The sequence below is a fragment of the Kitasatospora sp. NBC_01250 genome, assembly GCF_036226465.1.
In the GTDB taxonomy this organism is placed as follows: domain Bacteria; phylum Actinomycetota; class Actinomycetes; order Streptomycetales; family Streptomycetaceae; genus Kitasatospora.
Genome location: NZ_CP108476.1, coordinates 4,309,067 through 4,323,834, shown reverse-complemented (window position 1 = coordinate 4,323,834; position 14,768 = coordinate 4,309,067). Strand labels below are relative to the sequence as shown.

General features: G+C 74.8%; 9 protein-coding genes. 7 read left to right on the top strand and 2 right to left on the bottom strand.

Going from position 1 to position 14,768, the window contains the following annotated elements:
• The first annotated feature begins 8 nt into the window (after positions 1 to 8).
• Positions 9 to 1,559, top strand: coding sequence for a DUF7059 domain-containing protein (locus OG500_RS17865; RefSeq protein WP_327067668.1), 1,551 nt, complete (start codon positions 9 to 11; stop codon positions 1,557 to 1,559).
• A gap of 31 nt (positions 1,560 to 1,590) precedes the next feature.
• Here the strand turns inward: OG500_RS17865 and OG500_RS17860 are convergent, their stop codons facing one another.
• Positions 1,591 to 2,214, bottom strand: coding sequence for a hypothetical protein (locus OG500_RS17860; protein WP_329581443.1), 624 nt, complete (start codon positions 2,212 to 2,214; stop codon positions 1,591 to 1,593).
• A 297-nt stretch (positions 2,215 to 2,511) separates the two neighbouring features.
• Between OG500_RS17860 and OG500_RS17855 the strand changes: the two genes are divergently transcribed.
• From OG500_RS17855 to OG500_RS17830, 6 genes are all read left to right on the top strand, one after another.
• The gene (locus OG500_RS17855; protein WP_329581440.1) at positions 2,512 to 2,919 is read left to right on the top strand and encodes a hypothetical protein; all 408 of its coding nucleotides are present in this window, start codon (positions 2,512 to 2,514) and stop codon (positions 2,917 to 2,919) included.
• A 375-nt stretch (positions 2,920 to 3,294) separates the two neighbouring features.
• Complete coding sequence (gene topA / locus OG500_RS17850) at positions 3,295 to 6,177, top strand: type I DNA topoisomerase (RefSeq protein ID WP_327067665.1); 2,883 nt, start codon at positions 3,295 to 3,297, stop codon at positions 6,175 to 6,177.
• 170 nt (positions 6,178 to 6,347) lie between these two features.
• A complete protein-coding gene (gene tmk, locus OG500_RS17845) occupies positions 6,348 to 9,599 on the top strand; it encodes a dTMP kinase (RefSeq protein ID WP_329581435.1) in 3,252 nt (1,083 codons plus the stop codon).
• Between the two features lie 160 nt (positions 9,600 to 9,759).
• Entirely contained in the window at positions 9,760 to 11,001 is a 1,242-nt protein-coding gene (locus tag OG500_RS17840; RefSeq protein WP_329581432.1) for a DNA polymerase III subunit delta', read from the top strand.
• Positions 11,002 to 11,220: 219 nt separating this feature from the next.
• A complete protein-coding gene (locus OG500_RS17835) occupies positions 11,221 to 12,408 on the top strand; it encodes a hypothetical protein (protein ID WP_329581429.1) in 1,188 nt (395 codons plus the stop codon).
• A 96-nt stretch (positions 12,409 to 12,504) separates the two neighbouring features.
• Positions 12,505 to 14,106 carry an alpha/beta hydrolase gene (locus OG500_RS17830; protein WP_329581426.1) on the top strand — a complete coding sequence of 534 codons (1,602 nt, stop codon included), beginning with the start codon at positions 12,505 to 12,507 and terminating at the stop codon, positions 14,104 to 14,106.
• Here the strand turns inward: OG500_RS17830 and OG500_RS17825 are convergent.
• On the bottom strand, positions 14,048 to 14,704 hold the full coding sequence (locus OG500_RS17825) for a TetR/AcrR family transcriptional regulator (RefSeq protein ID WP_329581423.1): 657 nt from the start codon (positions 14,702 to 14,704) through the stop codon (positions 14,048 to 14,050). The two genes, OG500_RS17830 and OG500_RS17825, sit on opposite strands and share 59 nt — an antisense overlap.
• Positions 14,705 to 14,768: the final 64 nt, after the last annotated feature.

Here is a 14,768-nt window from a genome sequence, read left to right as displayed (position 1 = left end):
ATGGCGAGGTGACCAAGCTCCCCAATCCCGACCCCGCCCACCTCGCCCGACTGCGTGAGGCGCTGCTCGCCGCCTCGTACACCGCCGACGGCTGCCTCGACCTGCTCGGCCCCACGGGCTACGCCGCGCTCGCGCGCAGCGAGGCCGTGCCGGCGCTGCGCGCGACCAGGGGCGGCACGCCGCTGGAGACGCTGGTCCGGCTCTTCCTGCTCCAGCAGCCCGTCCCCTACGCCGCCGCGGCCGCCGCGCTGCCGGTCCAGGAGTGCCTGGCGGACGGCTGGCTGGAGCGCTCCGCCGACGACGCCGAACAGGTGCGGGCGACGGTGGACGTCCGTCCGTACGCCAACGAGGTGGCGGGACTGGAGAGCGCGGACTCCTGGGTGGTCTCCGACCTGGGCTGCGCGGTCGGCGGCGCCGGCGGGATCGGCTCGGGCGGCAGTGCCGCCGGGGTGGCCCGGCGCGAGCTGGTGCTCGGGGTCGGCGGCGCCTCCACGACGCTGGCCGGTCTCGCGGTGCGCCGGCCGGTGCGCGCCGCGCTCGACCTCGGCGCGGGCTCGGGGGTGCAGGCGCTGCACGCGGCCCGGCACGCCCAGCGGGTGACCGCCACCGACCTCAACCCCCGGGCGCTGGCCTTCTCGCGGCTCACCCTGGCGCTGTCCGGCTTCGAGAACACCGACACCGCCGAGGGCAGCCTCTTCGAGCCGGTCGGCGAGCGGCGCTTCGACCTGATCGTCTCCAACCCGCCGTTCGTGATCTCGCCCGGCAGCCGGTTCGTCTACCGGGACGGCGGGATGGCCGGCGACCAGCTCTGCCGCGCCCTGGTGCGCGGCGCCGCCGCCCACCTGGAGCCCGGCGGCTACTGCCAGCTGCTGGCCAACTGGCAGCACGTCAAGGGCGAGGACTGGCACGACCGGCTGGCCGGCTGGGTGGCCGGCACCGGGCTGGACGCCTGGGTGGTGCAGCGCGAGGTGCAGGACGTGGCGCAGTACGCGGAACTGTGGCTGCGGGACGGCGGCGACCACCTGGCGCCGCGGTCCGCCTACGAGGAGCGCTACAACGAGTGGCTGGACGCCTTCGAGACGGCGAAGGTCGAGGGCATCGGCTTCGGCTGGATCACCCTGCGGGCCTCCGGTGCCGACCGGCCCGCGGTGCGGATCGAGGAGTGGCCGCACCCGGTCGAGCAGCCGCTCGGCCCGCACATCGAGCAGTGGTTCGCCCGGCAGGACTTCCTGCGTTCGCACGACGACGCCGGGCTGCTGGACGCCCGCTACCTGCTGGCCGACGACGTGGTGCAGGAGCAGGTCGGCCCGCCCGGTGCCGAGGACCCCGAGCACGTGGTCCTGCGGCACAACCGGGGCATGCGGCGTGCCACCAAGGTGGACACGGTGGGTGCTGGTTTCGCCGGTGTCTGCGACGGCACGCTGACCGCCGGGGAGATCCTGGACGCGATCGCACAGCTGCTCGGCGAGGAGCCGGCCGGGCTGCGGGAGCGGGCTCCTCAGTCGCTGCGACTGCTGCTGGAGCAGGGCTTCGTCGAGCCGGCCGCGGCCTCGTGGTGATGATCTGACGATCAGTCAGTCATGCTGGCTGCTACGGGTGGTACTGCTGGGTGATGCTGGTGATCACGTTCTGGCTGTTCGCCGTGATGCTGTACTGGTTCCCGTAGCAGTAGTTCGGCGCCTGCACGGCCGACGGGTTGTGCAGGCAGTCGTCCACGAGCTTCATGAAGGTGTTCAGATCGACCGCCTTGGCCTTCATGTCGGACAGGACGGTGGTCTTCACATCGTTACTGAAGGTGAACACCGTGGGGTCGCCGTAGCTCGCGAAGTAGCCGTCGTCGGGGATGTCGGCGCCGCAGACGAACTTGGTTGCCTTGGCGCGCATCCAGACGTGGGTGAGGTAGCCGTCGTCGGTGGCCTCGACCACCCGGTTGCCGGCGGCGTTCGCGGTGCAGTCGGCCGTCGGCGAGGCGCCGCCGGTGCCACCGGCGGGCTTGGTGCTGCTGGGCCGGGCCGGAGTGCTCGGCTTGGCGGGCGCGCCGGTCGGAGCCTTGGCGCTGGGCGCCGCAGCGGGGGCCGAGGCGGCGGCGGGCGCGCTGGCGGCGGAACCGGCGGTGGGCGCGTTCGACGCGGTCACCTCGTCGGGCCCGCAGGCCGTCAGGGTCAGCGCGGCGGTGGCCAGCAGGGCGGCGGCGCAGACACGGTAGGCCTTCATGGTGTTCCCCCCAAGGGATCGGTTCGCTGGTGGCGGCTCGTGCGGCCCGCCGTCTGTGCACACGGCGGCGGCGGGGCGGCGGGTTTCCGCTGTTGCGGTGCTGTGACAGCCGTTCACCGATCCGTGACCCGGCCTTTGCCCGGGCGACAGCGGCTGTCGGCCCGGGGTTGTCCCCCCGCTGCCACGTTCGCAGGGGGCGGAGCAGGCCGCCGGCCGGGGAGGACCAGGGGGTCAGGGGTGGAGACGCCGACGGTGACGGTGGCGGGGGGCGTACTCGTGCTTTTCGGAGGCGCACTGTTGTTCTGGTGCGCGGCCGAGCTGCGCCTTCGCCACCACCTGCGCCGGCACGGCGTTCCGGTGACCGCCCTGGTGGTCCCGGATCCGACCCCCGTCCAAGCGCTCGACCCCGCTCCGCTGCTCGCCTACGCCACCCTCCCCGCCGTCGGACTGGCGGCGGACGCGGGCCGGGCCGACCCGGTCTCGGTGCTCGCCCGTCCGCGCGGCAGCACGCCGCTGCGCCGCCCGGCCCAGCCGGCCCCTGGCAGCTCCGTGCGGGTCTCCTACGATCCGCTCCGGCCGGCCCGGGTGGTGCTCACGGGCCGGGGCATCGCCGCCTCGCTGCCACGTGACGTGTTCTGGATTCTTCTCGGTACGAGCAGCCTGGCCGGCGGACTGAGCCTGCTGGCCGCCGCCCTGCTGCGCTGACGAGCGCGCCCAGCGGCTCTCGCCGGGCCCGCTCCCGGCCCCGTACACCGGGCCTGGCCAGGCCTTACGCACCCGGTCGGCGACACCCCGCCGGAATAACAGCGGGGCGGGAACCTCCATCATGGGGTTACCGTTCGAGTGGCGTCGGTCGGCCTTGCCGGTGAAAAAGCGGGATCCGTCCGTTTGACAAGGGTGACCAGGGTACGGTCACACTCCGCTGGTGGGGTCGTCGCGATGCGGCAGCCCCAGGCGGTGGTGTGTCGGGCGGCCAAGAGCCCGCGCTGCCCTCGGAGGCCGGTCCCGTGACCGGTCGGCAGGACCGGGGGCCAGCCGTCGGCCAGCACACCAGGAAACGACCGGGAGAGAAGAGCGAAGGTGTCCCCGAGCAGCGAGACCGCGCGCAACGGCAAGCGACTCGTCATTGTCGAGTCGCCGGCCAAGGCGAAGACGATCAAGGGCTACCTCGGCCCCGGCTACATCGTCGAGGCGAGCGTCGGGCACATCCGCGACCTGCCCGGGACGGCGGCCGAGGTGCCGGACCAGTACACCGGCGAGGTGCGCCGGCTCGGCGTCGACGTCGACCACGACTTCGCGCCCATCTACGTGGTGAACGCGGACAAGAAGTCCCAGGTGTCGAAGCTCAAGGCGCTCCTCAAGGAGTCCGACGAACTCTTCCTGGCCACCGATGAGGACCGCGAGGGCGAGGCGATCGCCTGGCACCTGCAGGAGGTGCTCAAGCCCAAGGTCCCGGTCAAGCGGATGGTCTTCCACGAGATCACCAAGGACGCCATCCAGCAGGCCGTGGCCAACCCGCGCGAGCTGAACCAGCGGCTGGTGGACGCCCAGGAGACCCGCCGCATCCTCGACCGCCTCTACGGCTACGAGGTCTCGCCGGTGCTCTGGAAGAAGGTCATGCCGAAGCTCTCGGCCGGCCGCGTCCAGTCGGTGGCGACCCGTCTGGTGGTCGAGCGTGAGCGGGAGCGGATCGCCTTCACCTCCGCCTCGTACTGGGACCTGGTCGGCACCTTCGGCACCGGCCGCACCGCGGTGGACGCCGCCAACCCGGAGAGCTTCGGCGCCCGGCTCGCCACCGTGGACGGCAAGCGGGTCGCCAGCGGCCGCGACTTCGGCCCGGACGGGCGGCTGAAGACGGCCGGCACGATGCACCTGGACGAGCAGGCCGCCCGCGCGCTGGCCGCCGCCCTGGAGCAGACCGCCTTCAGCGTGCGCAGCGTCGAGTCCAAGCCCTACCGCCGCTCGCCGTACGCGCCGTTCCGCACCACCACGCTGCAGCAGGAGGCCAGCCGCAAGCTGGGCTTCGGCGCCAAGCGGACCATGCAGGTGGCCCAGAAGCTGTACGAGAACGGCTTCATCACCTACATGCGCACCGACTCCACGACCCTCTCGGAGACCGCGGTCGCGGCTGCCCGCGCCCAGGTCACCCAGCTCTACGGGGCCGACTACCTGCCGGACGCGCCGCGCGCCTACGCCAGCAAGGTCAAGAACGCCCAGGAGGCGCACGAGGCGATCCGCCCCTCCGGCGACCGCTTCCGGACCCCGGCCGAGACGGCACTGGGCGGGGACGAGTTCCGCCTCTACGAGCTGATCTGGATGCGCACCGTCGCCTCCCAGATGAAGGACGCCGTCGGGCAGTCCGTGACGGTCAAGGTCGGCGGCCTGTCGGCCGACCGCCGGGACGTCGAGTTCTCCGCCTCCGGCAAGATCATCACCTTCCACGGCTTCCTCAAGGCCTACGTCGAGGGCGCCGACGACCCGAACGCCGAGCTGGACGACCGCGAGCGCCGGCTGCCGCAGATGACCCAGGGCGACCCGCTGGCCGCCGAGCGGATCACCTCCGAGGGCCACAGCACCAAGCCGCCGGCCCGCTTCACCGAGGCCTCGCTGGTCAAGGAGCTGGAGGACCGGGAGATCGGCCGGCCCTCGACCTACGCCTCGATCATCGACACGATCATCAACCGCAAGTACGTCTTCAAGAAGGGGACGGCGCTGGTGCCGTCCTTCCTCTCCTTCGCCGTGGTCAACCTGCTGGAGAAGCACTTCGGCCGACTGGTCGACTACGACTTCACCGCCCGGATGGAGGACGACCTCGACCGGATCGCCAACGGTGAGGCGCAGTCCGTGCCGTGGCTCAAGCGCTTCTACTTCGGCGAGGGCGAGGGCCACGCGGTCGGCGGCGCGGCGGAGGCCGGCAACGGCGACGGCGACCACCTGGGCGGGCTGAAGGAGCTGGTCACCGACCTCGGCGCGATCGACGCCCGGGAGATCAGCTCGTTCCCGCTCAGCGAGGAGATCACGCTGCGGGTCGGCCGCTACGGGCCGTACGTCGAAAAGGCGGCCGCGGTGGAGGGCGAGCCCGGACAGCGGGCCGACATCCCGGACGAGCTGCCGCCGGACGAGCTGACCGTCGAGCTGGCCGAGGAGCTGCTGGCCAAGCCGAGCGGTGACTTCGAGCTGGGCACCGACCCGGTCAGCGGCAACCCGCTGATCGCCAAGGACGGCCGCTACGGGCCCTACGTGACCGAGGTGCTGCCCGAGGGCACGCCCAAGACCGGCAAGAACGCGGTCAAGCCGCGCACCGCCTCGCTCTTCAAGACCATGTCGCTGGAGACGGTGACGCTTCAGGACGCGCTGCGGCTGCTGTCGCTGCCGCGGGTGGTCGGCGCGGACGCCGAGGGCGTGGAGATCACCGCGCAGAACGGCCGGTACGGGCCGTACCTCAAGAAGGGGACCGACTCGCGCTCGCTGACCAGCGAGGACCAGCTCTTCACGGTCACCCTGGAGGAGGCGCTGGCGATCTACGCCCAGCCCAAGCAGCGTGGCCGGGCCGCCGCCGCGCCGCCGCTCAAGGAGCTGGGCACCGACCCGGTCAGCGAGCGTCCGGTGGTGGTCAAGGACGGCCGGTTCGGGCCGTACGTGACCGATGGTGAGACCAACGCGACGCTCCGCAAGGACGACGACGTGGAGACCATCACGCCCGAGCGCGGCTACGAGCTGCTCGCCGAGAAGCGGGCCCGTGGGCCGGTGAAGAAGGCGGCCAAGAAGGCGCCGGCCAAGAAGACCGCCGCGAAGAAGGCGACCGCGACCACGACCGCGGCGAAGAAGACGGCGGCGAAGAAGACGACGACCGCCAAGACGGCGGCCAAGAAGACGGCGACCGCCAAGACCGCCGCCAAGAAGACCACCGCGAAGAAGGCGGTGGCCGAGGAGACCGTGGCCGGTGCCGCTGACGAGGGCTGACCTCCCCTCAGGGGCCCCGGGCGGCCCCGGACCGATCGCGTTCCGCGGCCGGTCCGGGGCCGCGCCCGTTGCCGGGCGGGGTGGGTGGAGTGCGTCACAACCTCGTCATGGCCCTGATCCGGAACGCGATGAGCCCTTTTGGGGCAGGCACCGCCCGCTACGCTGACCGTATGACGAGCGAGGAGCAGCCCACCCCCACCGCTGAGGCCGGCGCCGGATCCCCCGACCTCCCCGAGGTGGCACCGGCCGGTACTCCAGGCGAGCGGGCCAGGGCGCTGCTGCGGCTGCGCCCCTACCGGCGGCTCTGGGTCACCCAGCTGCTCGGCGGCACCGCCGACCGGCTGGCCTTCCTGGTGCTGCTCGCGCTGACCGTCGCCGTGGCGAGCCAGGCCGACCAGTTCGGTGGCGGCTACCGGGGCGTGGCGTTCGCGCTGACCCTGGTCTTCGTCGTCCGGCTGGCGGCCGCCGCGCTGGCCGGCGTGCTGCTGCTCACCCCGCTGCACCGGCTGCTGACCGGCCGGCTCGACCGGCGCTGGACGCTGATCGGTGCCGACGGGCTGCGCGCGGTGCTGGTCGCGGTGGCGCCCTGGTGGCCCGTCTGGGTGCACGGCGGCGGTGCGACCTACGCGCTGCTCGGCACTGTCTTCGCGGCCGGTGTGGCCGAGCGGGTCTGGTCGGTGGCCAAGGGCGCCACCGTGCCGACCCTGCTCCCGCCGGCCAATCCCAACGCACCGGCGGCCGAGCAGCGCCCGTCGGCCGGCAACCTGGCCACCCTGCGCACCCTGGACATGCGCACCGGCTGGGCCACCGTGCCGCTGGCCTCGCTCGCCCTGATCGGCCTGACGCTGCTCAACAACCTCTTCGCGGCGCTCGGCTCGCACTGGCTGCGCGAGCACCAGGTGACGGTGGCCGCGCTGGGCGCGGCCGGGCTCTTCGCCGCCTCGGCCGCGCTGCTCTACCTGCAGGACCTGCCGGCCAACCCGTCGGGCTTCGCGCCCAGCTCGCCGCTGCGCGGGCTGCGGGCACCGACCGACGCCACGCCGGGGCCGGCGCTCGGCAAGGGCCGCACCGGTTCCGCCCCGTACTTCACCTTCGCCGTCGCCGCCGCCTACGCCTCGATGGCCGGGGTCGCCGCGCTCGCGCTGCTCACCGCCGCCGAGCACGGGGCCGGGCCGGTCGGCTACGGCCTGCTGGTGCTCGCCGCCACTGGGCTGCCCTGGCTGGGCCTGCGGCTCACCCGGGTGACGCTGCCCGCGCTCTCCCGGCGCCGGCTGCTGGCGGTGGCGCTGCTGACGCTCGGCGCGGCGCTGATCCTGGCCGGGCTGGTCTTCGACTTCGTACTGATCCTGCTGCTCACCATGGTGGCCGGTACCGCCGCGGGGATCGTGGTCGGCGTCGGCCGGGCGCTGCTGGCCCAGGAGGTCGAGGAGGCCCGGCTGGCACGGGTCACCGAGCACCTCTACGCGGTGCTGCGCACGGTGGTCGGCGGCGCGCTGGTGGCGCTGCCGCTGCTCGCCGCCGGTTACGGCGAGATCGACTACGGCGACCGCGGGCCCGGCGACTTCACCTTCATCCACGGCGGCGCCGCGCTCGCGGTGGCCACCGCCGGGGTGTTGACCCTGGCGCTGGCCGGGGTGGTGCTGCTCAAGACGGACGACCAGCGCGGCACCGTCCCGTTCGGGCGCGAGCTGCTGGAGGCGCTGGGCCGGGGCCGTGAGGTCCCCGAGCACCGGGCCAGCGGCACCGGGTTCTTCATCGCCCTGGAGGGCGGCGACGGGGCCGGCAAGTCCACCCAGGCGCAGGCGCTGGCCGAGTGGATCCGCAGCAAGGGGCACGAGGTGGTGCTCACCCGCGAGCCCGGCGGCAGCCCGGTCGGGCAGCGGCTGCGCGGCCTGGTGCTGGACGTCGGCAACACCGGCCTGTCGCACCGAGCCGAGGCGCTGATCTATGCGGCCGACCGCGCCGAGCACGTGGAGAACGTGATCCGGCCCGCGCTGGCCCGGGGCGCGGTGGTGATCACCGACCGCTACATGGACTCCTCGATCGCCTACCAGGGCGCCGGCCGCGACCTGGCCGCCACCGAGGTCGCGCGGATCTCGCGCTGGGCCACCGGCGGCCTGGTGCCCGACCTGACGGTGGTGCTGGACGTCGACCCGCTCAGGGCGCGGGAGCGCTTCACCGAGGCGCTGGACCGGCTGGAGTCCGAGCCGACCGAGTTCCACGCCCGGGTGCGGGCCGGGTTCCTCGCGCTGGCGGCGGCCGACCCCGTGCGCTACCTGGTGGTCGACGGCAGCTCCGCGCCCGCCCTGGTGACCACCGCGATCCGGCACCGGCTCGACCGTGAGCTGCCGCTCTCCGACCAGGAGAAGGCGGCCCGGATCGAGCAGGAGCGGCTGGCCAAGGAGGAGGCCGAGCGGCAGGCCGCCGAGGAGGCGCGCAAGAAGGCCGAGGCCGAGGCCGCCGAGCGCAAGCGCCTGGAGCTGCTGGAGCAGCTGCGCGCCGAGCAGGCGGAGAAGGAGCGGCTGGCCAAGGAGGAAGCGGAGCGCAAGGCCGCCGAGGAGGCGCGCAAGCGGGCCGAGGAGGCCAGGCTCCGGGCCGAGGAGGAGGCCGAGCGGCGGGCGGCGGAGGAAGCCGAGCGCAAGGCTGCCGAGGAGGTGCGGCTGGCCGCCGAGGCCGCCGAGCGGGCCCGCCAGGAGGCGGAGGCCGCCCAGCAGGCCGAGCTGCAGCGCCAGCGCGAGGTGCAGCGGGCCGAGCAGCGCCGCCGCGCCGAGGAGGCGCTGCAGCGGGCCGAGGCGGTCAGGGTCGCCGAGGAGGCCGCGGCCGCTGCGGCCGCGGCGAACGACGCCGCCGCGGTCACCGCGGAGCTGCCGCGGGTGGCCGGCACGGAGGAGCTGACCGAGGAGATCTCGGAGCAGGACCGGCAGGCGGCGGTGGCGGCGGCCGAGGCGGCTGCGGCTGCGCAGGCCCGCCGGGCCGGGCAGGCAGGGCAGGCCGGGCAGCCCGGCCCGGGGCAGGCGGCTGCCAAGGGCGCGGCGCCGGAGCAGGTGGTGGAGAAGACCGCGGTGCTGCCCCGGGTCACGCCGGCCGGTCCGCCCACGGCGCGTCCGGCCGACGCGAGGCGTCCGGTGGACCCGGTGCGCCCGGTCGAGGAGCGGGTGCCGCCAGGTCTGTGGCGGGCCGAGCCGCCGGCGGGCGATCCCACCCGGGAGCTGCCGAAGGCGGCGCCGGGCGAGCCGCGCCAGGCGCCGCGGCCACCGCGGCCGTCCTGGGCCGAGGAGACGCCGATGGACGACCTGCCCTCGCTCACCGACTCCCTGCTCGGTTCGCGCGAGGAGTGGGCTCGCTGGGAGCAGGCGGACCCGGAGGACGACGGGCCGCATGACGAGGGCGACGGCGGCAAGGGGCGCAAGCGGCGCAAGTGAGGCCGGCCACCGGCGCCGCGACCCTCGGTCGCCGGCCGGTCGCGGTCCGGTCGGGGGCCGGAGCCGGGCCGGCCGGGGTGTCGTCGGCGCGCCGTATGCTCGGGAGCGGAACGTCGGGTAGCGGACCGGGCGTCCGACAGCGGAGCGGGTGGGAGCAGCGGTGGCCGTCTGGGACGACCTGGTGGGTCAGGAACGGGTGGTCGAGCAGCTGACCGCTGCCGCCCGGGCCGCCCGGGCCACGGTGCTCGCGGGGCGCTCGGGGGCCGCGCCCGCCACCGCCACCGCCACCGGCGAGCCGGCGGTCAACGCCTCGCTGATGACGCACGCCTGGCTCTTCACCGGCCCGCCCGGCGCGGGCCAGACCACCGCCGCCCGGGCCTTCGCCGCGGCCCTGCAGTGCACCAGCCCGGATCTCGACATGGGCGGCACACCCGGTTGCGGGTTCTGCGACGGCTGCCACACCGTGATGTCCGAGAGCCACGCGGACGTGAAGTTCGTCCGCAGCGACGGCCTGTCCATCGGCGTCGGCGACATGCGCGACCTGGTGCTGCGGGCGTCCAGCTATCCGACCGGCGGGCGCTGGTCGGTGATCCTGATCGACGCCGCCCACCGGCTCACCGAGGCTGCCGCGAACGCGCTGCTCAAGGGCGTCGAGGAGCCCTCGCCGCGGACGGTGTGGCTGCTCTGCGCGCCGTCCGTGCAGGACACCCTGCCGACCATCCGTTCGCGCTGCCGCCACCTGGTGCTGGGCACCCCCTCCGCCGACGCGGTGGCCGACCTGCTGGTGCGCCGCGACGGGGTGGAGCCCTCGCTGGCCCTGCTGGCCGCCCAGGTCGGACAGGGGGACATCGAGCGGTCACGGCGGCTCGCGGTGGACGAGCAGGCCCGCAGCCGTCGGCTGGACGTGCTGCGGATCCCGCTGGAGGTGGCCGACATCGGGGGCTGCCTGGCCGCCGCCCAGCGGCTGGTGGACACCGCCAAGGCGGACGCCGAGGCGCTGGCCGAGACCCGGGACGTCAAGGAGACCGACGACCTCAAGGCCGTGTACGGCGCGGCCGAAGGGCTCGGCGGCAAGGCCCCGCGCGGGATGGCCGGGGCGGTCAAGGAGCTGGAGAAGCGGCAGAAGAGCCGGGCCACCAGGACGCGCCGCGAGACCCTCGGGGTGGCGCTGCTCGACCTGCTGGGGTTCTACCGGGACGTGCTGGCCCTGCAGTTGGGCTCCACCGGGGCGCTGTCCAACGAGGACCAGCGCCCGGCCCTGGACAAGGTGGCGTCCGCCGGCCCGCCCGAGGGCACCCTGCGCCGGATCGAGGCGATCCTGGACTGCCGCCGGGCGCTGGACCGCAACGTCGATCCGCTGCTCGCGGTGGAGGCGATGACGGTGGCGCTGCGCGCGGGCTGAGGCCGCGCCCCCGGCGGGACCGCTGCGGGCGGTTGACGATCCGTCGCACGAGGAGGGCGCCGTGGCGGGTGGCGATCCGTCGGCCGAGGGCGCCGTGGCGGGTGGCGGCTCGCTCGTTCGAGTGAACGTGCGCATTCGCGCGGGACGCTCCACGGGATCGGCGGCGCTCTCTTGCAGGCTGGGGAAGGCCGCGTCCAGATCCTCTTCGAGGTGGTGTCCGTGCTCCGTCCGCCCCTGCTGCTGCTCGTGCTGGTCCCCGTCCTGCTGCTCGCCTGCTGGCTGGCCCATGGTGCCTGGCGCCGCTGGCGCGGTGAGAAGCTCGGCCTCGCCTACGAGTTGACCGCCGATCCGCGTCCGGCGGTGCTGCGGCTGATCGGCGCGGTCTGCTGTGGGCTGTGCGCCACCGGGCTGGCCGTGGTGGTGGTGCTGAGCGCCCAGACCGGTCGGACCGGTCACGGCGCCGGGACGCAGCGGCAGGCCGAGGCCGGTGCGGCGGCGGATGCCGTCCGGGCCACTCCGGCCGCGGCTCGGCCGGCCCCCGTGCCCGGCGCCTCGGCGGCCTCCCCGGCGGCCGGCTCCCCGTCCGCGGCCTCGCCCTCGGCGGGCTCCCCGTCGGCGTCCCGGTCGGCCAGCCCGTCGGCGACGCGCTTCGTGACCGTCGGCCACCCCGCCGAGGGGGAGCTGCTGCAGGCCGACCTGCCCGGTGCCAACGGCCGGCTGCGCGCCGTACGGGTCTGGCTGCCGCCGCACTACGCCGACGATCCGACGGCCCGGTACCCGGTCATCGTGCTGCACGCCGCGACCCCGGGGCGGACCGCCGACGCCGAGCTGCCGGACATCTACGAGGGCGTCGCCTCCGCGATCAAGCTCGGCCGGGCGCACCCGTTCATCACCGTCGCACCGGCCGCGCCCACCGGCACCGCGCACCCCTGCGACCTGGTCGCCGCCGCCCCGCAGGCGCTGGGCGACGACGAGGTGGTGCGCGCCGCCGTCGCGGCCGCCTTCCACACCCTGCCGGCCGGGCCGCAGGGCTGGGGCGCCCTCGGCGTGGGGGACGGCGCGCCCTGCGCGGTCGCGGCCGAGCTGACCCGGCCGGACCTGTACGGGGCGGCGGCGGCCGTGTCGGGCCGCTACGACGCGGTCGCGCTGGCCCAGGCGGCGGCCGACGCGCCTGCGGGCCCGGCGCCGCGGCAGTTGTTCCTGGCCGCCGCGAAGGCGGACGGCGAGGGGCAGAACTCGGCGCACAAGCTCTCCGACGCGCTGCGCACGGGCAAGGGGCCGGCGGCCAAGGCGGTGGTGACGATCTCCAACGTGGTCCAGGACTTCACCCCGGAGCGGGAGCGGCTGCGCCTGGTGCGGCTGGCCGCGCAGTACCTGAGCGACACGCTGGTCCGCTCCGCTGGCTGACACCCCGGCGCCGCTTTCCCGGCGCTGCGCTGTGCCCTGATCCGGTTACGCTCAGTACTAGCCGCTGCCCGGCCGGTGCCCATGAGGGAGTCCCGTATGCGTTCTGCCCAGCCCGCTGCTCCGCTGCGGACGCTCCTCGTGCTGGCCGCCGCCGGGCTGCTGCTCACGGGATGCTCCGGCGGGGGCAGGCCGAACGGGCTGCCGGGCGACACCCCGCCCTCTCCGGGCGGCACGGCCTCCGCCGTACCGGCCGGCGCTGCGCCGCTGCAGCCGCTGCCCGAGGCGGTCCCCGCCGAGCTGGACTCCTACTACCACCAGCAGCTCTCGTGGCAGCCCTGCGACCAGGGCTTCGAGTGCGCCACCTTCAAGGCCCCGCTCGACTACGGCCACCCGGCGGGCGGTGACCTGACGCTCGGCGCCGTCCGCCGCCCGGCCGATGGCAGCGGGGGCGCCAAGCGGCTGGGCTCGCTGCTGCTCAACCCGGGCGGCCCCGGCGGCTCGGCGGTGCAGTACGTCGAGGCGGTGGCCGCGGGCTACCAGCCGCCGGTCCGGGCCGCGTACGACCTGGTCGGCCTGGACCCGCGCGGGGTCGGCCGGAGCAGTCCGATCACCTGCTTGAGCGGTGATCGGATGGACGCGTACACCGCCGTCGACAGCACCCCCGACGGTCAGGCCGGGATCGACCGGCTGGTCGCCGCCGACCAGGAGTTCGCGGCCGGCTGCCAGCAGCACGCCGGTGCGCTGCTCAGCCACGTCAGCACCGTCGAGGCGGCCCGCGACATGGACGTCCTGCGGGCGCTGCTCGGCGACGCCAAGCTCAACTACGTCGGCAAGTCCTACGGCACCCTGCTGGGCGCGACCTACGCCGGGCTCTTCCCGTCCCGGGCCGGCCGGCTGGTGCTGGACGGTGCGATGGACCCCTCGCTGACCGCGCTGAGCGGCAACCGCGCCCAGGCCGGCGGCTTCGAGACGGCCTGGGGCTCCTTCGCGCGGGACTGCGGCACCCACGAGGACTGCCCCGTCGGCCGGGACGAGCAGCAGGCCGGGCAGCAGCTCGACGCGCTGCTCGGCTCGTTGCGTTCGCAGCCGCTGCCGGGCGGCGGGGGCCGGCAGCTGACCGAGGCACAGGCGGTGACCGGCGTCATCGAGGCGATGTACGCGGAGTTCCTCTGGCCGCAGCTGCGCACCGCGCTGGCCGCCGCCAAGACCGGCGACGGGGCCCCGCTGCTGCGGCTCTCGGACTCCTACTACGAGCGCGGCAGCGACGGCGGGTACCCCAGCCTGATGTACGCCAACATGGCGGTCAACTGTCTCGACCTGCCGCCCGCGTTCGCCTCCCCCGCGGACGTCAGCCGTGCGCTGCCGGACTTCCGGCAGGCCTCCCCGCACTTCGGGCAGGACATGGCCTGGATGGGGCTGACCTGCGCCTACTGGCCGGTCAAGGCGACCGGCGCACCGCACACCGTGCGGGCGGCCGGGGCCGATCCGATCGTGGTGGTCGGCACCACCAGGGACCCGGCCACGCCGTACGCCTGGGCGCAGTCACTGGCCGGGCAGCTGGCGTCCGGACGGCTGGTGACCTACGACGGCGACGGGCACACCGCCTACGGGCGGCACAACGACTGCGTGGACTCGGCGGTCAATCACTACCTGCTGGAGGGCCTGACACCGGCCGAGGGACTGCGCTGCCCGAAGTGACCGGCGCCCCGGGGGATGCCGCTGCCGCCAACCAGTCGTCCACCAGCTTGATCTGGCGCTCCGGCGGGAACTCGGCCGGGGCGAAGAGCGCCTGCACCACCAGGCCGAGCGTGAAGGCCTGGGCGGCGGCGGCCAGGTCCTCGGCGGGCGCCGTGGCGGGCAGCTCGCCGAGCGCCTGGGCGGTCTCGACGTGCCCGGTGAGCCTGACGCGTGCGCGGCGGTAGCGCTCGGCGTGCTCGGCTGCGAGCTCGGGGTCGGCCAGGGCGACGTCCCAGGAGCTGACCCAGATCCGGTTGGCGTCGGCGCCCTCGGCGGTCAGCGGCAGCACGTCGAGCAGGTGGGCACGGAGCGCGGCCAGCCCCGCCGGTGCCGCGCGCCGGGGCCGCTCCTGGTTGTGCTGGTCGAGCACCTCCAGCGCGGTGCGCAGCAGCGCCTGCTTGTTGGGGAAGTAGTGGGTGAGCAGCCCCGTCGAGGCACCCATCTCGGCGGCCACCGCCCGCAGCGTCAGCGCGCCGAAGCCCCGGCTCGCCAGCACCCGCCAGACCGCGGCGGAGACATCACGGCGGCGGGCTTCATGGTCTCCACGGGCGGGCGTCATGCGGTTATGGTACCTACCAAACGTTTGTTATGTACGCCCGTCGTGATGCCCAGGCCCGCCCGGA

What these genes read in the sequence shown, in the direction of transcription:
- OG500_RS17860 (WP_329581443.1), bottom strand. Translation starts at nt 2,214, where the DNA reads ATGAAGGCCTACCGTGTCTGCGCCGCCGCCCTGCTGGCCACCGCCGCG.
- tmk (WP_329581435.1), top strand. Translation starts at nt 6,348, where the DNA reads ATGACGAGCGAGGAGCAGCCCACCCCCACCGCTGAGGCCGGCGCCGGA.
- OG500_RS17830 (WP_329581426.1), top strand. Translation starts at nt 12,505, where the DNA reads ATGCGTTCTGCCCAGCCCGCTGCTCCGCTGCGGACGCTCCTCGTGCTG.
- OG500_RS17825 (WP_329581423.1), bottom strand. Translation starts at nt 14,704, where the DNA reads ATGACGCCCGCCCGTGGAGACCATGAAGCCCGCCGCCGTGATGTCTCC.